This is a genomic window from Rhizobium rosettiformans W3, from assembly GCF_004912135.1.
Classification (GTDB): Bacteria; Pseudomonadota; Alphaproteobacteria; order Rhizobiales; family Rhizobiaceae; genus Allorhizobium; species Allorhizobium rosettiformans.
This window is the reverse complement of sequence record NZ_STGU01000008.1, coordinates 93,768-117,354: the sequence shown is the minus strand read 5'-3', so window position 1 is coordinate 117,354 and position 23,587 is coordinate 93,768. Positions and strand designations below refer to the sequence as shown.

The following is a 23,587-nucleotide window of genomic DNA, read 5'->3' as shown; positions in this document are numbered from 1 at the left end:
ACCAACAATGGATCAGTATACACTCAATCTGATTATCGTCGGGGCGTCCTTCGCGCTCTACATCGGTATCGCCATCTGGGCTCGCGCCGGCTCGACGGCCGAGTTCTACGCTGCAAACCGCGGCGTCAATCCGGTCATGAACGGCATGGCAACCGCTGCCGACTGGATGTCTGCAGCCTCCTTCATCTCGATGGCCGGCCTGATCGCCACCGTCGGCTATGGTAACTCCACCTACCTCATGGGCTGGACCGGCGGCTACGTGCTGCTCGCGCTCCTGCTTGCTCCCTACCTGCGCAAGTTCGGCAAGTACACCGTTCCGCAGTTCATCGGTGACCGCTTCTACAGCCAGGGCGCCCGCCTCACGGCTGTCGTCTGCCTGATCATCATCTCGGTCACTTACGTTATCGGCCAGATGACCGGCGCTGGCGTCGCCTTCTCGCGCTTCCTCGAAGTTGACGTCTCGACGGGTCTCTGGATCGCGTCTGCCGTCGTCTTCGTCTACGCCGTTCTCGGCGGCATGAAGGGCATCACCTACACGCAGGTCGCGCAGTACATCGTTCTGATCATCGCCTACACCATCCCGGCGATCTTCATCTCGATGCAGCTGACCGGCAACCCGATCCCGTGGTTCGGCCTCTTCGGCACGCACACCGAATCCGCGCTTCCGCTCTTGCAGAAGCTGGACCAGGTCGTGACGGACCTCGGCTTCAACGCCTATACCGCACAGGGCTCGATGCTCAACATGACCCTGTTCACCCTGTCGCTGATGATCGGTACGGCCGGTCTGCCGCACGTCATCATCCGCTTCTTCACCGTTCCGAAGGTTGCGGATGCTCGCTGGTCGGCTGGCTGGGCGCTGGTCTTCATCGCGCTGCTCTACCTGACGGCTCCGGCTGTTGGCGCCATGGCACGCCTGAACATCATCGACACGATCTATCCGGCCGGTACGCAGCAGGAAGCCGTGCTTTATGATGAGCGTCCGGACTGGATGCGCAACTGGGAAGTCACGGGCCTGCTGAAGTTCGAAGACAAGAACGGCGATGGCCGCATCCAGTATTACAACGACGCTGCTGCGGGCTTCACCGAAACCGCGACCCAGCGTGGCTGGACGGGCAACGAGCTGACGATCAACAACGACATCCTCGTACTCGCCAATCCGGAAATCGCACAGCTTCCGGGCTGGGTCATCGGCCTCATCGCAGCCGGCGGTCTCGCTGCTGCTCTGTCGACCGCTGCCGGCCTTCTGCTTGCGATCTCGTCTGCCATCAGCCACGACCTGATCAAGGACTTCCTGAAGCCGGACATTTCCGAAAAGTCCGAGCTCCTGGCTGCCCGTATCGCGATGGCCGGTGCAATTCTGGTCGCAACGCTGCTGGGTCTCAACCCGCCAGGCTTTGCCGCCCAGACCGTTGCTCTCGCCTTTGGTCTGGCCGCAGCAACGATCTTCCCGGCTCTGATGATGGGCATCTTCTCGAAGCGCATCAACTCGGTCGGTGCGACGCTCGGCATGATCGTCGGTCTCGTGGTCACCTGCGTCTACCTGTTCACCTATCTGGGCTGGTTCTTCATCGCAGGTACCAACATGCTCGAAAACGTTCCGGCCAACTACCTGTTCGGCATCCCGCCGACGGCATTCGGCCCGATCGGCGCGCTGCTCAACTTCGCCACGGCCTATGTCGTGTCGTCGATGACCCAGGCTCCGCCGAAGCATGTTCAGGACCTCGTCGAGTCCATCCGCGTCCCGCGTGGCGCTGGTGCAGCGACCGGTCACTGATCTCAAACCAATCGGGAGGGGCGATGAACTTGCCCCTCCTGTCCCTCAAACAGCCAAGGCACAAGCGTGCCGCATGAGGGCAAACGGATGACCCAGGCACAGTCCGACGTGCTGATGTTCCTCCAGACCGTTCATCCCTATGACAGTCTGCCGAGAGACGAGATCGAGCGACTTTCTGCTCGGTTCGAGCAGGTTTCCTTCTCAACAGGTTCTGAAATCTACCACCGCGGCAATGTCCTGCCGGGCATCTATCTCATCATGGAGGGTGCCGTCGAAATCCTGGATGCCGCCAACACGGTGGTCTCCGAGCTTGCGCCCCGCAATTCCTTTGGCGAGCGCGGTCTTTTGTCCGATGGACTGGCCGCAACCACCGCCATTGCCCGCTCCGACTGTGTCCTGCTGATCCTGCCGAAAGGCGAGTTTCAGCGGTTGATGCAGGAGCAGCCGGTCTTTTCCCGCTTCTTCACGCGCGGACGCTTTGCCGATACGCGGCGTAGCGACATGGCGATCCAGAAGGTCAGCGAACTCATGTCGCGGCCTCCGATCGTCTGCGCACCTTCCGACACCGTGCGTTCAGCGGCCGCGCTGATGCGTGAACGGCATGTTTCCAGCCTTGGTGTCGTCGACGATGGCCGGTTCCTTGGCATCCTCACGACGCGTGACCTGACCGGTCGTGTGCTGGCCGAGGGGCTCAATCCGGACACGACGCCTGTCTCTCAGGTGATGACACCAGATCCGGCCGGCCTGCCAGGTGAGGCGCTCGGTTCCGATATCCTGCATCTGATGCTGGAGCGTCGCGTCGGGCACTTGCCCGTCGTTGAGGGCGACCGGCTGGTGGGCATGATCACCCAGACGGATCTCATCCGATTCCACGCCATCAGCTCGGCCCAGTTGATCCGCGACATCGCGTCGGCCGAGCGGGCAGAAGACATGCGCGCGATCACGGCGCGGATCCCACAGCTGCTCGTGCAGCTCGTCGGCAGCAACAATGCGCATGAGGTCGTCACGCGTCTGATCACCGACATCGCCGACAGCGTGACCCGGCGGCTGATCATGCTTGCCGAGCGGGAGCTCGGGCCGCCGCCGGTGCCTTATGTCTGGCTTGCCTGCGGCAGCCAGGGACGGCAGGAACAGACCGGCGTCAGCGATCAGGACAATTGCATCTTCATCGAAGACAGCGTCGAGCCCGAAGAGATGCCCTGGTTTCAGCAGCTCGCGGCGAAGGTCAGCCGCGGGCTCGACATCTGCGGTTACTTCTACTGCCCCGGCGACATGATGGCGACCAATCCACGCTGGTGTCAGCCGGTCTCCGTCTGGCGCAGCTATTTCCGGGACTGGATCTACAAGCCGGACCCGACGGCACAGATGCTGGCGAGCGTGATGTTCGACCTGAGGCCGATCTGCGGCGCGTCCTCGCTGTTTCGCGATCTCCAGGCGGAAACGCTCGAGGAGGCGAGCCGAAACTCGATCTTCACCGCGCATATGATCAGCAATTCGCTGAAACATGCGCCGCCGCTTGGCCTGCTTCGCGGCTTTGCCACGATCCGCAGCGGCGAACACCGCAACCAGATCGACATGAAGCACAATGGCGTCGTTCCGGTGGTCGATCTCGGCCGGGTCTATGCTCTGATGGGGCGTCTGGCGCCGGTCAATACGCGCGCCCGGCTTCTCGCGGCTGAGGAGAGCGGGATCATCTCCGGTGCCGGTGCGCGGGACCTGCTCGCCGCTTACGATCTCATCGCCGACATGCGTCTGCGAAACCAGGTACGGCAGGTGCGGGACGGGCGAAAGCCGGATAACTTCCTCGCACCCTATGACTTCGGAGACTTCGAACGGTCGCATCTGCGCGACGCGTTCGTGGTCGTCCGCACCATGCAATCGGCGCTCGCCAATGGCGGTCGGGCGCCCGTCTAAAGGAATGAAGAATGCTGTTTGAGTTGATCGCTGCAGTCGTTGCCGGTGTTGCTCTCGCCGGTATTGCGATGCTGCTGCGCTGGTTGAGCCGCGGCTTGCTGCCGAAGTGGATCGTGCCTGTCACGGCGGGTCTCGGCATGCTGGGCTATTCGGTCTGGAGCGAGTACAGCTGGTTCGACCGGATGAATGTTGCCCTGCCGGGCACCGAGGTCTCCTGGAAAAACGAGCAGACGGCTTTCTGGCGTCCGTGGTCCTATGTCGAACCGGTCACGACCCGCTTCACCGCCGTCGATCTGAAAACCGCCAAACGCCATCCCAACCAGGCAGGATTGGTGATGGTCGATGTGCTCCTGGTCGGGCGCTGGCAGCCGATCACGCGGGTCAAGGTGGTCTATGATTGCCCCAATACGCAGCGGGCGGATCTGGTTGATGGTTCTGTCAGCATAGCCGAGGATGGCAGTCTTGTCGGCGCTGACTGGGTCAAGGTCGATGGGTCAGATCCCGCCTTGAAGATTGCCTGTACGACGGGATGAGGAGGACATGCTGATCAAGATCGGGCTGCGCGGCCGCATACTTCTGTTCTTCGTGGCGTTGGCTGCGGGCGCGGTCGCGGCGCTGGCGGTCGGCTTGTGGTTCGGTTACCACCGTGAAGGCAGCCCCGACATGTTGAACGCTTTTGTTCAAGGGGCGGTCGCCGCAGGTTTCCTGATCCTGGCGCTGGTGACCTGGATCTGGTTTCTATTCGACACCCATGTTGCACGGCCCATCGACAAGGTGGCTTCCGCAATGCGCGCTCGGGCTCACGCCGATGTCGAGCAGGACTTTGCGACCGAGGAAGCGCGCTATCTCGGAGATCTTGCGGCAGCCGCCTCGGCGACGGCCGCCACGCTTGCCCAGACGCGCGGGGCGCTGGCGGAATCCGTTCAGCGCGAAACGGCAAGGCTTTCTTCCGACAAGAACAAGCTCGAGCAATTGCTGGCCGATGTGCCGCCCGCCGTCTTGCTCTGCACCGGCCGGCATCATCTTGTCTTCTACAACGGCGTGGCGAAACAGTTCCTCGCGGGTTCGCAGCGTCCGGTCTGCCTGGACCGAAACATATTCGACTATCTGAGCGAAGGCCCGATCCGCGACGCGCATCATAGGCTTCTGGAGAGCGCGGACCGCGACGCGGTGGTGGAGTTCATCTGTCTTAGCCCCTGCGGGCAACGCCGGCTGGCCGGCCGCATGCGACTTGCGGGCGACAATGGTGGCGATGGTGGCGCCTATGTGATGACGCTTCGCGACGTGACGACCGAAGTAGCGGCCTATGGACGGCGCGATGTGCTGCTGGGAGACGTCTTCCTGCAGGTCCGGCCGGCTGTTTCGCAGCTGCGGCAGTTGATGACCGGAAATGGGGAGCCGCAAGTGGCTGGGGACGCCATCCGGCGGCAGATCGAAACGCTCGACGCGACGCTCGATGCCCTGGAAGACCGGTTCGAACACTGTCGGTCCGACGGTTGGCCCATGGCGCCAACAGATGCGCGGGAGCTTGGAAGCCAGCTACACCGGGAACTGCAGGGATCGGGGTTGTCGCTGGAGATCGAGGCGGCGGCGGTTGCCGTTCGCTGCAATGCGTTCGACATCGTCAGCCTGCTGGCGCATGTCGTGTCGCGCGTGAATGGCACAACATCCGCTACGGCTTTTCAACTCGCGATCTCGGAGGCAGGGGATGCCGCCGAAGTCTCTCTTTCCTGGTCGGGAGGCTCGATCCCACAGGAAGAGCTGCAGACCTGGCTCGGTGACCCCGTTTATGAGGGCGGGGTGACCTGCGAGACGATCCTGAAAGCCCATGGCAATGCGCTCTCCGTCGGTCTCTTGGGCGATCGCCCCTGCGTCAAGACGCGGCTGCGGCCGATTGAGCGACTGCGCTCCGTCGGCACCGACCTGTCACGCCATGTCGTCTACGACTTCGATCTCCTGTCGCGCATGCATTATGAGAAGCTCTCCGATGCAAAGCTCGATGCGCTGACCTTCGTCGTGTTCGACACCGAGACCACGGGGCTTTTGCCCGAGCAGGGCGACGAGATCGTGCAGATCGCTGCCGTTCGCATCGTCAACGGCAAGCGGGTCAAGAGGGAAGTCTTCAACCTGCTGGTCAACCCCGGCCGTCCGATTCCGGCCTCGGCCACGGCGATCCATGGTGTCAGTGATGCGATGGTTGCAGATGCGGTGAGTGTCCAGGAGGCTGTACGGCAATTTCATCGCTTTGCCGAAGGCGCGGTTCTGGTGGCGCATAACGCGCCCTTTGACATGGAGTTTCTCTATCGGCGGGAGAAAGAGGTGGGGCTGCGGTTCCTGCATCCCATTCTCGATACCGTGCTCGTCTCGGCGACGGCATTCGGTCGCGCCGAGACCCATACGCTCGATGCCCTTGCAAGCCGGCTCGGCGTCCATATCGAGGAAGACGACCGCCACACCGCCTTGGGTGACGCCATTGCCACGGCGGATGTCTTCATCAAGCTCAAGGACATGCTCGCCGGGCAGGGGCTCGTCAAGTTCGGCGACGTGCTTGCCAGTGTGCGCAGCCACCAGCGGCTGGTCCGTGACCTCAATGATCCCCAGGCGCATGCGTCCTGATCTCGTCTCGCAGGGCTGGTGCCTGCTTCACATCTCGCAAATGAGTCTGTGTTGCCGGTGACAGGTGGGTGACAGGTTCAGCTGATAAGGCGTATGCTCACATCGTCCCGTGGAGGCGGGATTGATGGGACATGGGAGGAGCAGGCCTTGGCCTGATGCGGTTCGAGCCGCAAGACGTGAGTCCTGTATTCTCCCCACAGATAAGTTGAAGGCGGCAAGGGCCGCATAGATGGTGGAGGACTATCTTGAAACACTTTTTCCTGGCTTCTTTTCTCGCAGGCGCTCTGGCTCTTCCGGCCGTGGCTGCAGACTACACGATCATGGCTCCCGCAGCGCCCGGCGGCGGCTGGGACCAGACCGCCCGTTCGCTGCAGCAGGTGATGCAGTCTGAAGGCATTTCCGGCAATGTTCAGGTCGTGAACGTTCCCGGCGCTGGCGGCACGATCGGTCTCGCTCAGTTTGCCAGTCAGCAGAAGGGCAATCCGAATGCTCTGATCGTCGGTGGCTACGTCATGGTCGGCGCCATCCTGACCAACCAGTCGCCCGTGACGCTTGCCGATGTCACGCCGATCGCGCGCCTCACCGGCGAATACGAGGCTGTCGTCGTTCCGGCCAATTCCGATATCCAGAATATCGGTCAGCTCATCGAGAAGCTGAAGGCCGATCCGGGTTCGGTTTCCTGGGCCGGCGGCTCGGCCGGCGGTGTCGACCATATCGGTGCCGGCCTGATTGCCAAGGCTGCTGGTGTCGACCCGACCAAGATCAACTACATCGCTTATTCCGGTGGTGGCGAAGCACTGGCTGCCATCCTTGGCGGTCAGGTCACCGTCGGTATTTCGAGCTATGGCGAATTCCAGGCCCAGGTTGCCGCCGGCACCCTGCGTCTGCTTGCCGTCTCGAGCGCTGAACGCATCGAAGGTGCCGATGCACCGACGCTGAAGGAAAGCGGCCTCGACGTGGTGCTTCAGAACTGGCGCATGGTTGCTGCAGCACCCGGCCTGACCGACGAGCAGAAGGCCGCTGTTGCGGCAGATGTCGAAAAGCTGGCGAAGTCTGCCGCCTGGCAGGAAACGCTGAAGACGAAGAACTGGCAGGATACCTATCTCGCCGGTGCTGCGTTTGACGAGCAGCTCGCCAAGGATATCGCTGCAACCGAGGCGATCCTGAAAGACATCGGGCTGGTAAAATGAGCTCGGAAGACCGTGCTTCCATGCATGGCAGGCGCCGCCCGGATTGGGCGGCGCTAGCCATCGCCATTGTACTATTCGCGATCGCCGCTCTGATTTTCTACGATGTTGCGCGCCTTCAGGGCGGCAATGTCTATTCCGGGCTAGGACCCGCGACCGTGCCGAAGGGCATTGCCATCGGTCTGATCGTGCTTGGCGTCTGGACCGTGTTCGCCGCCATGCGGCGCGATTTCCCTGAGCGGGAATATCAGGAACTTCCGCCGGTTCTGTTCATCGTTGGAGGATTGGCGGCGCAGATGCTGCTTCTGAAGACGGCGGGCTTTTCATTGGCGACTGGCGTCCTGTTCGCCCTGACCGCAGCCGGCTTCGGAAAGAAGAAGTTCTGGATCTCGTTGCCTGCCGGTATCGCACTCTCTTTCGTCGTGTGGATCATCTTCGCGCGCTTCCTGCAATTGTCCTTGCCGGCGGGTCCACTCGAACGGCTGTTCTTCTGAGGGGAACCCCGTGAATACGTTTGATTTCCTTCTCCAGGGGCTGGCGATCGCCGCTCAGCCGATCAACCTTTTCTATGCCCTGATCGGCGTCACGCTCGGAACGCTCGTTGGCGTTCTGCCTGGCATCGGCCCGGCGCTGACGGTCGCGCTGCTGCTGCCCGTCACCTATCAACTCGATCCGGCGGGGTCGCTGATCATGTTCGCCGGCATCTATTATGGCGGCATGTATGGTGGCTCGACCACGTCGATCCTGTTGAACACGCCGGGCGAAAGCGCGTCGATCGTTACGGCGCTGGAGGGCAACAAGATGGCCCGGGCAGGGCGCGGCGGTCCGGCTCTGGCGACGGCCGCGATCGGCTCCTTCGTTGCCGGACTTCTGGCCACGATCTCGCTCGCCTTCATCGCTCCTTACGTCGTCCAGTTCGCGCTGTCATTCGGGCCGCGCGAATATTTCGCACTGATGGTGCTTGCCTTCGTGACGGTCTCGGCCGCTTTTGGCGATTCCACGCTTCGCGGCCTCACCGCCCTCTTTATCGGGCTTGCCTTCTCGATTGTCGGCATCGATCAGTTGACCGGCCAGACGCGCCTCAGCTTCGGCGTTCCGGATCTTCTGGATGGACTGGAAGTCACCACACTCGCGGTCGCCATGTTCGCCATCGGTGAAACGCTTTATGTCGCCGCTCAAGGGGCGAGGGCGCCTGAGAAGGTCGAGGCCGTGAAGGGCTCGCTCTGGATGAACAAGACCGATTGGAAGCGCTCCTGGAAGCCTTGGCTGCGGGGTACTGCAATCGGCTTTCCGATCGGTGCGATGCCTGCCGGTGGTGCCGATGTCTCGAGCTTCCTTTCCTATTCGGCGGAAAAGCATTTCACCAAGCATCCGGAGGAGTTCGGCAAGGGCGCCATCGAAGGGGTCGCGGGACCGGAAGCCGCAAACAATGCGTCCGCGGCGGGCACTCTCGTTCCGCTTCTAACTCTCGGCCTGCCGACGACGGCGACGGCGGCGATCATGCTGGCGGGCTTCCAGCAGTTCGGCTTGCAGCCGGGACCGTTGCTGTTCGCAACCAACCCCCAGCTTGTCTGGGGTCTGATCGCATCGCTGTTGATTGCCAACTTCATGCTGCTGGTGCTCAATCTGCCGCTGATCGGGCTTTGGGTGCGCCTGCTGACGATCCCGAAGCCCTGGCTCTACGCCGGTATTCTGGTCTTCGCGACACTTGGGACAATCGGGGCAAACCCGTCCGTCTTCGAACTGGGTCTGCTCCTGACCTTCGGCGTGCTGGGTTACGTCATGCGCGTCTTCGGCTACCCGATTGCACCCGTTATCGTCGGTCTGATCCTCGGACCCATGGCGGAGCAACAGCTGCGGCGTGCGCTTTCGATCAGCCAGGGCGATGCCACGGTGCTCTTCACCTCACCGATTGCCGCCGTCCTGCTGGCGCTCGCGGCGATTGCGCTCTTCGTTCCGATGTTTCTTCGGGCGCGGGGCAGAGGTCAGGTTCTGGCTCAAGTTGCCGGCAGCGAGGACTGATGCTTCGAAACACGTGCAACGACGCAGGGTCTGATTAACCGGGCTTGCGTCGTCTGCATGGCTGGCGTGACTTTGCAACTATTGTAATTTAGCGGTAACGGGACCACTTTCTGCTTGCAAACAAAGAAAGCGAGCAAAGAAATGTCTAGCCTCCGCAAGTCCATCCAGCAGGGTTTCCTCGGTCGCGCCTTCGCCGTTCTCGGCGCAGCAAGCTCCGCAGCGGCCGCTGTCGAAGGACATCGTCGTCCGAAGGATCACCACCTGAAGACGCTCGGGATCAACCCGGCCGATTTCCCGCGCTACTGATCGCCGAAGGCGTGGCGACCTATGTCGTTGCCTGACTGATCAACGGATTGATACCCGTTCATGCCGATACCACGAGCGCTCATCTTGGGCGCTCTTTCTGTTTCTGCATCAGAGGTGCGAACGAGCGCAGTGAGCGGCTCACTTGCTCAGGCGATCCGTTGCCGCCTTGAGAGCGATGTTGACGCCACCCGGCTGCCACTCGAAATCGATGTTGCCGCCGAGCTGATGGGTGGCACTGGTGCGGGCGAGCTTGCTTCCGAAGCCTTCCTGCTTCGGTGCCGTGATCTGGGAATGGGGGACCTTTTCACGCCATTCGAGATTCAGCGACCCGCCATCCATCTGCCAGCTCACGTCGAGGCGGCCGTCCGGATCGCGGAACGGGCCGTATTTTGCGGCATTGGTGGCCAGCTCGTGGAAGATCAGGGCAAAACTCGTCGACGCATTCGGGCCGAGCTGAAGCTCCGGACCTGCCAGCGAAACCTGCCGCTGCCGGTCGGCAAGATGGGGTGACAGGATTTCTTCCAGCAGGGCGTGAAAGCCGACATATTCCGTACCAGGCATGCCTGCCGATATCGCCGGCTGGATGAGATGGTGGGCTTTCGCCAGCGCCTGCAGTCGCCCGTGGAGAGAGTGCGCCATGGCGCCGACCGTTTCGGACGAGCGCGCCGTCATGTTGATCATGCCGGCCGTGATGGCAAAGAGGTTCTTGACGCGGTGATTGAGCTCGCGGAGCAGGAGCTGGCGGGTTTCTTCCGCCACCTTGAGATCGTGGATGTCGGTGCAGGTGCCGTACCAGCGGATGATTTCGCCATTGTCGTCGCGCACACACTGGGCGCGGCCGATCACCCAACGATACGTGCCGGACCGGTGGCGTAGCCGATATTCGACATGATACGGCTTTCCGGTCGCCAGGCTCTCCTGCCAGCGCGCCCAGGCTTCGGCGCGGTCGTCGGGATGGAATACCGTCTCCCAGTCCGCACCATCCGTTTCGCCTTCAGGCACGCCGGTATATTCGTACCAACGTTGATTGAAGTAGTCATGGTAGCCGTCAGGCCGCGTCGACCAGATCATCTGGTCAATGGAGTTCACGATGGCTTCGAACCGCTGCTCGCTCTCGCGCAGCGCAGCCATGGCGGTCGCGGCTTCGGTCACGTCTGAAGCCTGGATGAAGATGCCGGCACTCTGCCCCGCCTTGTCGGTGATCGGCTGGAAGACAAAGTCCACATGGCGCAACTGGCGCTCGCCATCGGGCAGAACGAATTCCACCGGCACCGCCGTACCCTTGTAGGGTTCGTTGGTCCCATAGACGCTGTCCAGGAGGCTGATGAAGCCCTGATCTTCGACCTCGGGGAGCGCCTCTGCCACGGGCTTGCCGAGGAAGCCCGTGCGCCGCACCAGCGCTTCATAGGCTGGATTCACCAGCTTGAAGACATGCGAGGGGCCTTCCGTGATGGCGATCGCCGCGGGGGCCTCGGCAAACAGCCGGCCGAGCCGGTCGATCTCCTCCTGTGTCTGCCTGCGCGCCAGCACGGCAGCTGTGGTTTCGTTGCCCTGATTGAAAACACCGCAGATGTTGCCGAATTCGTCTCGGATGCTCGACAGGCTGTAGTTCCAGTAGCCTTCGGTCGGAACGCCATTTCGATCCATGACCAGCAACTGGTCGTAAGTGGTTACGCCTTCGCCGGTCTCCATCACTTGCCGGAATTGCGGCCCGACGACATCCCAGATATCCGACCAGACTTCCGCTGCGGGTCTGCCCAGTGCCCAGGGGTGGCGTTCGCCCGGAATGGGGGACCAGCTGTCATTGTAGAGCAGCCGCAGTTCCGGGCCCCAGTAGATGGCGGTCGGGAAGCTGGAGTTAAGGCAGATCGAGAGAGCCGAGCGCAGTGCTGCCGGCCACGTGTCAATGGGGCCGAGGCCATCCGACCAGTCTCGGTCGAGGATGAGGTCGGCCATGAAGCCGCCATTCCTGAGGAAGCCGGGTCTGGCGTTCTGGTGCTCGTCGGTTGACATCAATCCTGCTGCCCTGAACTGCGCGATTTCGGCTTGTTATGTCAGATAGGCTAAACAGGTGCCCCTGTCTATTGTTCTAGTCATCCCTTATATGGGGAGGAGGTTCAGAGGGCCGAATTCATCGCATCCAAAAAAAACTGCGAAGAGCCGGAACTTTTCTCAAGGTCGGTCATTCACTTCAGCAGCCTGCTCCAGGACAGTGGTGTGAATGTCAGATCAAAACTCTTCGCGGCGTGACGCTCAAGACGCCGGCGACCGCCTCCTCGCCTCCCATCCATCGGAAGATCCGTTTGCCGCGGCCTTCAAGGCGACGCGCATGCCGATGCTGATCACCGATCCGCAGCAGCCAGACAACCCGATCATCTTCTGCAACGAGGCGTTTGCCAAGCTCACCGGATATAGCCGGGACGAGCTGATCGGGCGCAACTGCCGCCTTCTGCAGGGCCCGGAGACGGACCGGAATGCCGTCGCTCAATTGCGGGAAGCGATTGCCGACGAGCGGGATATTTCCATCGATATCCTGAACTATCGCAAGGATGGAAGCTCGTTCTGGAACGCGCTCTTTGTGAGCCCGGTGCGCGACGCGAACGGTGATGTCATCTATTTCTTTGCATCCCAGCTCGATTTCACCACGATCAAGAGCAAGGAGAACGACCTCGCCGAGGCACGCAATTCCGCAGAACGGGAAGTTGCCAGACGGACCCATGACCTCTCGGAGGCCCTGAAGGCAAAGACGCTCCTCGTTCATGAGGTGGACCACCGGGTCAAAAACAACCTTCTGACCATCGCGTCCATCGTGAAGCTCCAAGCGCGGATGTCCGAGACGGATCTCGTCAAGCGGACACTCTTTTCCGTTCTGAACCGCGTCGAAGCGCTCAGCACTGTTCAGCGTAAGCTCTTCACCAGCGCCGATCTTGGGCGTTTCGATGTGTCGGATTTCGCCAAGGATCTGATAGAGGATCTCGTGGGCGCTCTGAAACGGGACGATATCCGGGTCATCGTCGATCTCTCGCCGGTGCTTGTTCCTGCGGTCAAGGCATCGCCACTCGCGCTGATCATCAACGAACTCGTCCTCGATGCCGTGCGTCGAGGGCTGAGCGATGGCGGAGGCGATATTTACCTGCAGGTCAGGCGGACGAATGGGCACTTCCTGATCCGGGTGACCGACACGGTCACCCCGGTCTCCGTCAACCCGGAAGAAGAGGCGTTTGGCAAGCTGATGCTCGAGACCTGTGCCAAGCAGCTCGGCGCGAAGATCGTACGGGAGGTGGAAGGCCACCGGACCGATGTGCTGGTGACGATGCTGGTCGAAGAAATGAAGGAAGCAGACGCTTGAAGATTATGATTGTCGAGGACGAGGCGCTGCTTGCCCTCGAACTGGAACTCGAAGTCGAGGCGGCCGGCCACGAGGTCGTGGGAATTGCCGCTTCGCGCAAGGCAGCTTTCGACATCATCGATGAAGGTGAACCGGACTTCGCGTTCGTGGACGTGCATCTGAGCGACGGGCCAACCGGCATCGACATCGGTCGACGGCTGGCGGACAAGGATGTCCCCTTCGTCTTTGTCACCGGCAATATCAAGCGGATCCCGGAGGATTTTGTCGGGGCGATCGGGGCGATCGAGAAACCCTATACGATGAACGGCCTGCAGAATGCTCTGAGCTATATCTCCGAAGCAGTCGCCGGCGGGGACAGTGTCACTCCGCCCCCAGGTCTCATCCTTTCAAGCTCATAAGTGCCTTACATCAGAACGATGCGAGTTCGCACTGCCGGCGCGGGCCGCCGCCATAGGGCTGATACGTGTTGTCGGATGGGCGGTACGAGCGGTAGCGCTGCATGCAGTTTGCGATGTGATCGCCCTGCACGGCATAGGCATTGGACGATGCCGGTTCATTGCTGACGGTCAGCAATTCTGCCTCACCTTCATCGATGCCTGCCGTGACGCCCGTCTGGTAGGGTGACGTGCAGTCACGAATCTCGCCGCTGTAGCTGTGATAGGTGTTGTCGGTCGAATCATAGGAGCGATAGCGGGCCGAGCACCAGGCGACATGCTGCTGCGGCAGGACACTGGCCATGTCCGAGCCTGCATCATCCAGCGCACTCGTCGAGATGAGATCGATTTCGGCCACCCTGGACGAGAGATCCGCTAGATCCTGATCTGTGTCTGCCGCAGCGGAGGCCGTTTCGACGACCGGCTCCGTCGGCTCGCTCATGACCACATGGCTGGCGTAACGGGGCGGGAGGCGCTCCAGGTTCTGCGCGTTCCTGTCGATCCGGACGGGTTTCGTCGTCCAAAGGCCGTCGACATACATGCCCGCAAACTGACGGGGCTTTTCCTCCGGGGCGAGTGCCGCGGATGCGAGAACCACGCCACCGATCACCATGCCGGCCGAAAGGGCTGAAGCTGCGAGCAGTTGTAGAACGGGTTTCATCGGGATCTCCATCGTCGTCTGGTGACAGGAGAATGTAATTGTCTGGAGACGGTTCCCGATGAGACGGATTTTAACCCTGATTTTGCATAGGTTTTCCGGCGCACACCGTCGAGCGTGCGCCAGAATATCAGTGATTGTGCCGCGGCGGCGTCTTCGAAATCTGCCGAAATTCGTCCGCGTCCCTGATGGTCGCGCCGTCGGCGAGCTGAGTCACCGTCTGGCGATAGAGCCGCTGCCAGGGCGTTGCATCCTTCGGAATGGGCGGTATGCCTTCCGCCTGTCTTCTGGCGATCTCGGTGTCGTCCACCAGCATGTCGCAGCGTCCCTGGTTGAGGTCGATCCGGATCATGTCACCGGTTCGCACCCAGGCCAGACCACCTCCAGCCGCGCTTTCCGGGGAGGCGTTGAGGATCGATGGGCTGTCGGCGGTGCCGGACTGGCGACCGTCGCCGATGGTCGGCAGGCTCAGGATGCCGCGCTTGATGAGGTGGTCCGGCGGCTGCATGTTCACCACTTCGGCCGAGCCGGGCCAGCCGAGAGGACCGGCACCTCGGATGACGAGGATGCAGTCTTCGTCGATCTCGAGCGCCGGGTCGTTGATTCGGTGATGATAATCCTCCGAACCGTCAAAGACGATGGCGCGGCCCTCGAAGATCCCCTCGCGACCCTTTTCCTGAAGATAACGCTGACGGAAGCCTTCGGAGATGACGCTGGTCTTCATGATGGCGAAGTCGAAGAGATTGCCCTTCAGCACCACGAAACCGGCGCGTTCACGCATCGGCTCGTTGTAGGGCTTGATCACCTCGCGGTCCGTTGCCTCCCGACCCTCCAGGTTTTCGGCCATGGTCCGGCCACTCACCGTGCGACAGGTCGCATCGATCTTGCCGGCCTGCATCAACTCCCACATGATGGCCGGTACGCCACCGGCACGATGGAAGCGCTCCCCGAGATAGGCGCCTGCGGGCTGCACATTGGCCAGCAGCGGGATGTCATATCCGTGAACCTGCCAATCCTCCGGCAGAAGCTCGACGCCGGCATGCTTGGCCATGGCCATCAGATGGGGCTGGGCATTGGTCGAGCCGCCGATCGCCGAGTTGACGCGGATGGCGTTCAGGAAGGCTTCGCGCGTCAGAATGTCGGATGGGCGAATGTCCTCGAGAACAAGTTCAACGGCGCGCTTGCCGGTGCGATAGGCCATCTGTCCGCGCTCGCGATAGGCTGCCGGAATGGCCGCGCAGCCGGTGAGCGACATGCCGAGGGCCTCTGCCATCGCGTTCATGGTCGACGCGGTGCCCATGGTGTTGCAATGGCCGGGGGAGGGAGCTGAATCGAGGGCGCGTTCAAGAAACTCCTCGCGGCTGATTTCGCCGGCCGCGTACTTGCGACGCGATCTCCAGATGACCGTGCCAGAGCCAACGAGTTCGCCATCATGCCATCCATCGAGCATGGGGCCGCCCGACAGGACGATGGCCGGTATGTCCACGGTGGATGCGGCCATCAGCGCCGATGGCGTGGTCTTGTCGCATCCAGTCGTCAGTACGACACCATCGAAGGGATAGCCATAAAGCAGTTCCACAAGCCCGAGATAGGCGAGGTTGCGGTCAAGCGCGGCCGTCGGTCGCTTACAGTTCTCGAAAAGCGGGTGCGAGGGGAACTCGATGGGGATGCCGCCTGCATCGCGAATGCCGTCTCGGACGCGCTTGGCCAGCTCCAGGTGATGCCGGTTGCAGGGGTTGATGTCGGATCCCGATTGGGCAATGCCGATGATCGGCTTGCCCGAGCGCAGCTCTTCCGGCGTCGTGCCATAGTTCATGAAGCGCTCGAGATAGAGCGCGGTCATGTCGAGATGGTCGGGATTGTCGAACCAGTCCTGGGAGCGAAGGCGGCGTTTCGGCTTTTCAGTCTCAGTCATCTCAGGCACCTTTGCGGTGGTTGATCTTTTCGAGGTGGAGCAGTAGCGCGCTGTGATCGAGTTCGCCATTGCCCGCCTGCACGAAGGTGTCGAAGGCGGCGCGAACGTCCGCAGTCAACGGAAGCTCCAGACCATAGGTCTCGGCCATCGACGCTACGGTGTTCAGGTCCTTCAGCTGCAGGCGCGAGGGGCCGCCCGGTTCGAAGCGGCGCTCGACCATGCGCTGACCGTGTAGTTCCAGGATCCGGCTTTCGGCAAAACCGCCGCGGATCGCCTCGCGAAACTTCTCGCGCGATGCACCGCCGGCCTCCACCAGCATCATGGCTTCCGCCACGGCGCCGATCGTGATGGCGACGATCTGCTGGTTGGCGAGCTTGCAGATCTGCCCTGCGCCGGAGGGGCCGACATGGGTGACCCGGCCAAGGGGCGCGAAGACTTCTGCGAGGCCCTGGATCACGGCGGCATCACCGCCCGCCATGATGGCAAGCGAGCCCGCCTCTGCACCGACGACGCCACCCGAGACGGGAGCGTCAACATGGGCGATACCGAGGTCGGCAAGCCGTTTCGCGTGATCCTTTGCCACAGGGGGCGCAATCGACGAGGTGTCGATGACCGTCGCCCCTTGCGAAATCGCCTCGGCAGCACCTTTGGCGAACAGAACGTCTTCGACCGCCGAGCCATCCGACAGCATGGTGAAGACCACGTCCGCGCCATCGACGGCCTCGGCGGGGTCCCTGGCCAGTCGCGCGCCGGCGGCGGCCAAGGGCTCGGCCTTGGCTATATCGCGGTTCCAGACCGTGACGGGGAATCCTGCGCCGAGCAGGCGGCGCGCCATCGGCGCACCCATGAGCCCCGTACCGAGGAAGGCGATCTTCTTCTTGCCAGCTGCGTTCAAAGCTTGCCTCCCAGCTCGTCTTCGATGTGAACCTTGATGATCTCATCAAAGGAGCTTTCGGCGGTGAAGCCGAGCGCCCGGGCGCGCGTCGCTTCGAAGCCTGGAGCCCAACCGGCGCAGATGCGCATGATCATCTCATCGGGTTCATGGCGGATCAGCTTGACGGCTTTTTCGCCGGCAACACGGCGCAGCGCTTCAATCTGTTCGCCGACCGTTGCGCTAAGGCCCGGCATCGACAGATTGCGACGCGGGCCGACCTGTTCCAGATCCATGTTGGCACTGTGAATGAGGAAGCCTACGGCGGAGCGCGGAGAGGCGTGCCAGTGGCGGACATCCTCTGTTACCGGCAGGATGGCTTCCTGACCGACCAGTGGTTCGCGCAGGATGTTGGAGAAGAAGCCGGAGGCAGCCTTGTTCGGCTTGCCAGGACGAATGCAGATGGTCGGCAGCCGGATGCCGATCCCGTCAAAGAAGCCCTTGCGGGAATAGTCGGAAAGCAGCAGCTCGCAGATCGCCTTCTGGGTGCCATAGCTGGTGAGCGGCGTGGTGTGGAACTCGTCCGGAATGGGGTAGGGGAGAGGCGCCCCAACGACGGCAATCGAGGATGTGAAGACCACGCGCGGCCGGAATCCATCGGCCATATGTGCATGGCGGATCGCCTCGAAGAGATAACGCGTGCCATCCAGATTGATCTGGTAGCCCTTTTCAAAATCGAGTTCCGCCTCGCCGGAGACGATCGCCGCGAGGTGGAAAATGACGTCCGGGCGGCCCGCGATCAACTTCTCCGAAGCCGCGGGTTCGGACAGGTCTACGGTCTCGATCGTCACCTTGCCGGTGAAACCGACCGGAGGCTCGGCAGCAACGACATCCGCCAGCGTCATGGCGGTGATCTGCTGCCCCTGCAGTTCTCCGTCGCGCGTCAGCCGCTGTGCGAGCTTGCGCCCGACCATGCCAGCCGCTCCAATCACCAGAATATGCATAAACCGTCTCCTCCCGTCTCATTGTTCGACCCTGCGTGCGTCAACACAAGGGCCATTTGCAAAAACCATTTGTAAGGTTGTCTGATAACCTTATATCATCCGGATGAAAACCGAATTCTTGATCTCCGGCTCGTTGGCCGGTTGGGGGACTGACAATGACCGCGGACAGCACGACCTTGGAAAACGAGTTCAAGTCTGGTGACGAGGCTGCCGCATCCGCACTGATTGAGCAGCTCGGGCCAGACCTCGTGCTGGTTGGCCCCGCAGTAGAAGGCTACTGCCGTGACTGGCATGGCGACGTGACAACAGGTGCCGTTGCCGTCGTTCGCCCGCGCAACACCGAGGAGGTGGCTCAGGCGGTTCGTGCCATCGGCGCGCTAGGCCTGACGGTCGTGCCGCAGGGGGGCAATACCGGTCTCGTGCTCGGGGCTACGCCTGATCGACCGGGCAGCCAGGTCGTGATCAGCCTTGAGCGCATGACGGCGATACGGCGGATCGATAGTGATGACTTCTCGGCCGTGGTCGAAGCCGGCGTCATCCTGTCCGAGTTCAAAGACAGGGTTGAGGAGGCCGGGCTCTACTTTCCGCTCGCGCTCGGCGCGCAGGGATCGTGCCGCATCGGTGGCAATGTCTCCACCAATGCGGGCGGCATCAACGTCCTGCGTTATGGCATGACCCGCGAACTCGTGCTGGGGCTCGAAGTCGTGCTCCCCGATGGTTCGATCTTCGACGGTCTGTCGACCTTGCGGAAGGACAATCGGGGGATCGACCTCAAGCAGATGTTCATTGGGGCGGAGGGGACGCTTGGAATTGTCACGGCCGTCTCCTTCAAGCTAATGCCGCCGGCCGAGAAGGTTGCGACCGCTTTGCTGGGCCTTGGTGCGCTTTCCGACGCGATCACGCTTTATCGACGCGCCCGGCGCGACTGCTGCGATCTCATGTCGGCGTTCGAGTTCATGCCGCCCATGGCCTTTACTCTGGCGCAGGAGGCGATCCCGGATCTTCAGCTGCCGATGCCTGGCGACTATCCCGCCTATGTACTGCTCGAGATTTCGGGATCCGGCCTTGTCGACATCGACGATCTCATGCACCGCTTCCTCGAAGGGGTCATGGAAGATGGGCTGGTGCTCGACGGGGTCATCGCGGCCTCTCGTAACCAGGCGCGCAATCTCTGGCTCTTCCGGGAGGGCATGAACGAAGGGCAGGCAAAACGCGGAGCGCATCTGCGAACGGATGTTTCCGTGCCCTTGTCGCGCCTTCCGGAGTTCGTCGAGAAAGCGGAGGCGGCCATTTTCGCTCAACTGCCCGATTGCCTCTGCGTGTCCTATGGCCATGTAGGCGATGGCAATGTGCATCTCAACGTGCTGCCGCCGAGCGGCCTGACGCAGGAAGAGGTTGCTGAGCGGATCTATGCGGCCAAGGCTGTTGTCAACGAGGTGCTCGATGGCTTCGAAGGCTCGATCAGCGCGGAGCACGGTATCGGTCGCCTCAAGAAGGCGGATTTTCTAGCGCGCGTGCCGGCAACGCAGCTGCAGCTGCTGACGGCGATCAAGCAAGCGGTCGATCCCGCCGGCATCATGAACCCGGGTTGCCAATTGAATTTCAGTGCGGATTCATGAAATACCGATGCGGTGGCAAGGAGACCAGCAGGCATGTCGATCGACCTCGGGCAGATGAACTTCGGACAGATCAGGCGCAGTGAGCACCTGCCCGCCCGTATCGCGATGCAGCTCGCCGAAGAAATCAGCCAGGGACGTCTGAAGCCAGGGGAGCGTTTGCCCACCGAGCATGTTCTCGCCAAGACGCTCGGCGTCAGCCGCTCCGTGATCCGCGAAGCGATCGCACAATTGCGCAATGAGGGCCTCGTGGAGACGAGGCAAGGTGTGGGGGCTTTCGTCAGCGAACCCTCTGCCCGTCCGATCCGCATCAAGGACAGTGAGCTCTCGGAGCCGCAGAGCTTTCGCGCCCTCTTCCAGTTGCGCGTGCCGCTGGAGATCGAAGCCGCAGGTCTTGCTGCCGTTCACCACACTGCCGCCGATCTCGCAAGGATCGATGAAGCTCTGGGCCGCATGACCGGGGCGGAAAAATGGACGGAGCAGGGCATCGTTGCCGACCTTGCCTTTCATCGTGCCGTGGCCGAAGCAACCCACAATGAGTATTTCGCGCTCTTTATCGGCTTCATCGCCGAGCGTATCAGCCTTGCGATCGACACCGCACGCTCAAGAGCCGTGCTGGAGGAGATCGTCGAGGTCACCATCGCGGAGCATGTGCGGTTGAGAGATGCGATCGCGGCGCGTGATCCCGTCGCGGCGCGCGAGGCCATGCGTGCCCATCTGCACGGAGCCGCGAGCCGGATTGACCTCAGCCTGGAGCAATTCTGAGGGGCGGCGCCTCGGCTGGTTTGTCCACAAGAGCACCTTTCGGGCTAGACAGCCGGAAATTCTGACCATATGAATGCAGGCCAACGGTTGTCAGACATCCTGACAATATGGCAAGGGCAGTAGGAGTGTTCTTGCCGGAGGACAAGGAGGAGGTCCATCTTGCAGCGCCGAGAACGTCTGGAGTCCGCCTATATTTTGCCTTCGGATGCCGCCGAGGCCGTCCTGGTCGGGCGTGTGTGGTCCAATGCGGCTGGTGGTCCGTGCCCGGTCCTCATTCGCAACGGGCTTGTTCTGGACCTGACAGGACTATCCCCGACGATGTCGGGTCTCTTCGAAATAGACAATCTTGCGGAGCAACTGGCTGCCAATACCGATTTTGCGGAGCTTGGCACGCTGGACCAGTTCCTGTCTGGCGAGGCAGGGCGTCTTCTCGCTCCAGTCGATCTTCAGGCGGTCAAGGCGGCGGGCGTCACCTTTGCAGACAGCATGCTCGAGCGCGTGATCGAAGAGCAGGCCAAGGGCGATGCCGGTCGGGCGCAGACGATCCGTGAAAAGCTGGCGCCGGTGCTCGGCGACAGTCTGCGCGGTCTTGTTGCCGGATCCGAGCAGGCCGGCAAGGTCAAGGCACTGCTCCAGGACATGGGCCTCTGGTCGCAATATCTGGAGGTCGGGATCGGCCCCGATGCTGAGATCTTCACCAAGGCACAGCCCATGTCTTCGGTGACCTGTGGCGACGAAGTCGGCATTCATCCAATCTCCCAGTGGAACAATCCGGAGCCCGAAATCGTTCTTGCCGTTCGTTCCGACGGCAAGATCATCGGCGCAACCCTCGGCAACGACGTGAATCTGCGGGATGTGGAGGGGCGGTCGGCCCTGCTTCTGGGCAAGGCAAAGGACAACAACGCGTCCTGCTCGATTGGGCCGTTTATCCGCCTGTTCCACGGTGGCTTCACCATGGATGTGCTGCGGACAGTCCGCGTTTCCTTGCTCGTGCGTGGCGAAGACGGGTTTGAAATGACAGGGGAGAGCCCGATGGAGGCAATCAGTCGAGCGCCGGAAAATCTCGTCGCCCAGCTGCGCAATCGCAATCATCAATATCCCGATGGCGCCGTGCTGTTCCTCGGAACGATGTTCGCGCCCGTGAAGGATCGCCGCGGCGCCGGACTCGGCTTCACGCATGAGGAAGGCGACCGCGTCGAGATCTCCACGCCCAGCCTTGGGCGGCTTGTGAACTGGGTCAATCGCACCGATGCCTGCGCAGAATGGACCTTCGGCACGCGGGCGCTCTTCGAAAACCTTGCCGCGCGCGGTCTTTTTGGAAAGGCTTGAGGCATGAGCAGGGTCATATCGCTCTTCTACCGCTTCCTCGACCTTCTCCTGATCCTGCTGCTCAGCGGCATGGCCATCATGGTGTTCCTGAATGTCGTGCTGCGTTACGGCTTCAATTCAGGCCTCACGGTCTCGGATGAGATGGCCCGCTATTTCTTTGTCTGGCTCACCTTCATTGGTGCTGTCGTCGGCTTTCGCGAACACGGCCACCTAGGCGTCGAGTCGCTTGTTGCCATGTTCGGCAAGCGTGGTCGGGTCATCTGCATGATCCTGAGCAATCTCCTGATCCTCGGCGTCTCGATCCTGTTCTTCTGGGGAACCTGGAAGCAGCTGCCGATCAATATCAGCATGAGCGCGCCTGTGACCGGTCTCTCTATGGGCTGGGTCTATGGCATCGGGTTCTTCACCGGCGGCATGTGCGCGCTGATTGCCCTGGAACGCTTGGTTCGTCTTGTGACCGGACGGGTAACGGACGAGGAGGTCGCGGCGTTTGCCGGTGAACATCTCAGCGTCGAAAAGCTGTCGGAGCGCGGCTGATGACCCTCATCGTCTTTATCGTTTCTCTGCTCGGCGCCATGGCTATCGGCGTGCCGGTCTCGTTCGCCCTGATGTTCTGCGGTGTTGCACTGATGTCTTACATGGGCATGTTCAACAGCCAGATCATCGCTCAGAACATGATCGCGGGTGCCGACACCTTCACCCTTCTGGCCATCCCCTTCTTCGTGCTCGCGGGCGAGCTGATGAATTCGGGTGGTCTCTCCAAGCGCATCATCGAGTTTGCGATTGCCTGTGTCGGTCACATCCGTGGCGGTTTGGGCATTGTCGCGATCGTCGCTGCCATCATCATGGCCAGCATCTCGGGTTCCGCCGCGGCCGATACGGCAGCCCTTGCGGCCATTCTCATCCCGATGATGGCAAAGGCCGGCTATAACGTGCCGCGCTCGGCGGGTCTGATTGCGTCGGGCGGCATCATTGCGCCCGTCATCCCGCCGTCGATGGCCTTCATCGTCTTCGGTGTGGCTGCCAATGTCTCGATCACCCAGCTGTTCATGGCCGGCATCGTGCCCGGCATCATGATGGGTCTGGTCCTGATCATCACCTGGCAGATCCTCGTGCGCAAGGACGACGTCCAGGCCTTGCCCAAGGCACCTTTCAAAGCGCGGGTGCATGCGACGGGCCGCGCTGCATGGGCACTCGGCATGCCCGTCATTATTCTCGGCGGTATCAAGGCCGGTATCGTGACGCCCACGGAAGCCGCCGTGATTGCCGCGGCCTATGCGCTGTTCGTCGGCACCGTGATCTATGGCGAGCTGAAGGTCCGGGATCTTCCGCATGTCATCCTGCAGGCGGCAAAGACCACCTCGATCATCATGTTCCTGGTCTGCGCGGCTCTCGTGTCGGCATGGCTCATCACGGCTGCCAACATTCCGGGTGAAATCACGCGCTACATCGAGCCGCTGATCGACCAGCCGAAACTTTTGATGCTGGTGATCATGATCCTCGTGCTGGTGGTCGGACCGCGCTCGACCTGACGCCGACCATTCTGATCCTGACGCCTGTCTTGATGCCGATCATCAAGCAGGCCGGTATCGATCCCGTCTATTTCGGCGTGCTCTTCATCATGAACTGCTGCATCGGCCTGATCACCCCGCCCGTCGGCGTCGTGCTCAACGTCGTCAGCGGTGTCGGCCGCGTGCCGCTGGGCAAGGTCGTCACCGGCATCTGGCCGTTCCTCATCGCGCAGGTGCTGGTGCTCCTGCTGCTGGTTCTGTTCCCCGAGATCGTCATCGTGCCCGCACGATGGCTGATATGACCTGCGACTTTCAA

General features: G+C 61.8%; 19 protein-coding genes and 1 pseudogene. 15 read left to right on the top strand and 5 right to left on the bottom strand.

Going from position 1 to position 23,587, the window contains the following annotated elements; translation table 11 throughout:
- The first annotated feature begins 7 nt into the window (after positions 1–7).
- The 8 genes from FAA86_RS15390 (at position 8) to FAA86_RS15355 (ending at position 9,819) form a co-directional block, all read left to right on the top strand.
- Complete coding sequence (locus FAA86_RS15390; protein WP_136541995.1) at positions 8–1,774, top strand: sodium:solute symporter family protein; 1,767 nt, start codon at positions 8–10, stop codon at positions 1,772–1,774.
- A gap of 87 nt (positions 1,775–1,861) precedes the next feature.
- Positions 1,862–3,688 carry a DUF294 nucleotidyltransferase-like domain-containing protein gene (locus tag FAA86_RS15385; protein WP_136541993.1) on the top strand — a complete coding sequence of 609 codons (1,827 nt, stop codon included), beginning with the start codon at positions 1,862–1,864 and terminating at the stop codon, positions 3,686–3,688.
- A gap of 11 nt (positions 3,689–3,699) precedes the next feature.
- Complete coding sequence (locus FAA86_RS15380; protein WP_136541991.1) at positions 3,700–4,221, top strand: hypothetical protein; 522 nt, start codon at positions 3,700–3,702, stop codon at positions 4,219–4,221.
- A 7-nt stretch (positions 4,222–4,228) separates the two neighbouring features.
- Positions 4,229–6,304, top strand: coding sequence for a 3'-5' exonuclease (locus FAA86_RS15375; RefSeq protein ID WP_136541989.1), 2,076 nt, complete (start codon positions 4,229–4,231; stop codon positions 6,302–6,304).
- A 245-nt stretch (positions 6,305–6,549) separates the two neighbouring features.
- Complete coding sequence (locus FAA86_RS15370; RefSeq protein WP_136541987.1) at positions 6,550–7,494, top strand: Bug family tripartite tricarboxylate transporter substrate binding protein; 945 nt, start codon at positions 6,550–6,552, stop codon at positions 7,492–7,494.
- A complete protein-coding gene (locus FAA86_RS15365; protein WP_136541985.1) occupies positions 7,491–7,985 on the top strand; it encodes a tripartite tricarboxylate transporter TctB family protein in 495 nt (164 codons plus the stop codon). The genes FAA86_RS15370 and FAA86_RS15365 overlap by 4 nt, the downstream gene beginning before the upstream one ends.
- 10 nt (positions 7,986–7,995) lie before the next feature.
- Positions 7,996–9,513 (top strand): tripartite tricarboxylate transporter permease, encoded by a 1,518-nt coding sequence (locus FAA86_RS15360; protein ID WP_136541983.1) that lies wholly within the window; start codon positions 7,996–7,998, stop codon positions 9,511–9,513.
- 141 nt (positions 9,514–9,654) lie between these two features.
- Entirely contained in the window at positions 9,655–9,819 is a 165-nt protein-coding gene (locus FAA86_RS15355) for a hypothetical protein (RefSeq protein WP_113460508.1), read from the top strand.
- Positions 9,820–9,957: 138 nt separating this feature from the next.
- Here FAA86_RS15355 and FAA86_RS15350 read toward each other — a convergent pair whose 3' ends face one another.
- Positions 9,958–11,832, bottom strand: a complete 1,875-nt coding sequence (locus FAA86_RS15350; protein ID WP_246035099.1) for a sensor histidine kinase — start codon at positions 11,830–11,832, stop codon at positions 9,958–9,960.
- A gap of 208 nt (positions 11,833–12,040) precedes the next feature.
- Here FAA86_RS15350 and FAA86_RS15345 point away from each other — a divergent pair, with 208 nt between their 5' ends.
- Both FAA86_RS15345 and FAA86_RS15340 read left to right on the top strand, forming a co-directional pair.
- The gene (locus FAA86_RS15345; protein ID WP_136541981.1) at positions 12,041–13,168 is read left to right on the top strand and encodes a PAS domain-containing protein; all 1,128 of its coding nucleotides are present in this window, start codon (positions 12,041–12,043) and stop codon (positions 13,166–13,168) included.
- Positions 13,165–13,566: a response regulator gene (locus FAA86_RS15340; RefSeq protein WP_136541979.1), complete on the top strand. Its 402-nt coding sequence runs from the start codon at positions 13,165–13,167 to the stop codon at positions 13,564–13,566. Before FAA86_RS15345 ends, FAA86_RS15340 begins: the two co-directional genes overlap by 4 nt.
- Before the next feature lie 10 nt (positions 13,567–13,576).
- On the opposite strand, the gene FAA86_RS15335 is transcribed toward FAA86_RS15340, so the two are convergent.
- From FAA86_RS15335 to denD, 4 genes are all read right to left on the bottom strand, one after another.
- Positions 13,577–14,263, bottom strand: coding sequence for a BA14K family protein (locus FAA86_RS15335; RefSeq protein WP_167495002.1), 687 nt, complete (start codon positions 14,261–14,263; stop codon positions 13,577–13,579).
- A 127-nt stretch (positions 14,264–14,390) separates the two neighbouring features.
- Complete coding sequence (locus FAA86_RS15330) at positions 14,391–16,175, bottom strand: IlvD/Edd family dehydratase (protein ID WP_136541975.1); 1,785 nt, start codon at positions 16,173–16,175, stop codon at positions 14,391–14,393.
- 1 nt (position 16,176) lies between these two features.
- Positions 16,177–17,070 carry an NAD(P)-dependent oxidoreductase gene (locus tag FAA86_RS15325; RefSeq protein WP_136541973.1) on the bottom strand — a complete coding sequence of 298 codons (894 nt, stop codon included), beginning with the start codon at positions 17,068–17,070 and terminating at the stop codon, positions 16,177–16,179.
- Entirely contained in the window at positions 17,067–18,050 is a 984-nt protein-coding gene (gene denD, locus FAA86_RS15320) for a D-erythronate dehydrogenase (protein WP_136541971.1), read from the bottom strand. The genes FAA86_RS15325 and denD overlap by 4 nt, the downstream gene beginning before the upstream one ends.
- A gap of 155 nt (positions 18,051–18,205) precedes the next feature.
- Between denD and FAA86_RS15315 the strand changes: the two genes are divergently transcribed.
- The 5 genes and pseudogenes from FAA86_RS15315 (at position 18,206) to FAA86_RS15295 (ending at position 23,573) form a co-directional block, all read left to right on the top strand.
- The gene (locus tag FAA86_RS15315) at positions 18,206–19,669 is read left to right on the top strand and encodes an FAD-binding oxidoreductase (protein ID WP_136541969.1); all 1,464 of its coding nucleotides are present in this window, start codon (positions 18,206–18,208) and stop codon (positions 19,667–19,669) included.
- Positions 19,670–19,702: 33 nt separating this feature from the next.
- On the top strand, positions 19,703–20,431 hold the full coding sequence (locus FAA86_RS15310; RefSeq protein ID WP_136541967.1) for a FadR/GntR family transcriptional regulator: 729 nt from the start codon (positions 19,703–19,705) through the stop codon (positions 20,429–20,431).
- A gap of 159 nt (positions 20,432–20,590) precedes the next feature.
- Positions 20,591–21,760: a fumarylacetoacetate hydrolase family protein gene (locus FAA86_RS15305; protein ID WP_136541965.1), complete on the top strand. Its 1,170-nt coding sequence runs from the start codon at positions 20,591–20,593 to the stop codon at positions 21,758–21,760.
- A gap of 3 nt (positions 21,761–21,763) precedes the next feature.
- On the top strand, positions 21,764–22,297 hold the full coding sequence (locus FAA86_RS15300) for a TRAP transporter small permease (protein ID WP_136541963.1): 534 nt from the start codon (positions 21,764–21,766) through the stop codon (positions 22,295–22,297).
- A pseudogene (locus FAA86_RS15295) lies at positions 22,297–23,573 on the top strand (TRAP transporter large permease). The gene FAA86_RS15300 and the pseudogene FAA86_RS15295 overlap by 1 nt, the downstream one beginning before the upstream one ends.
- The last annotated feature ends 14 nt before the right edge of the window (positions 23,574–23,587 follow it).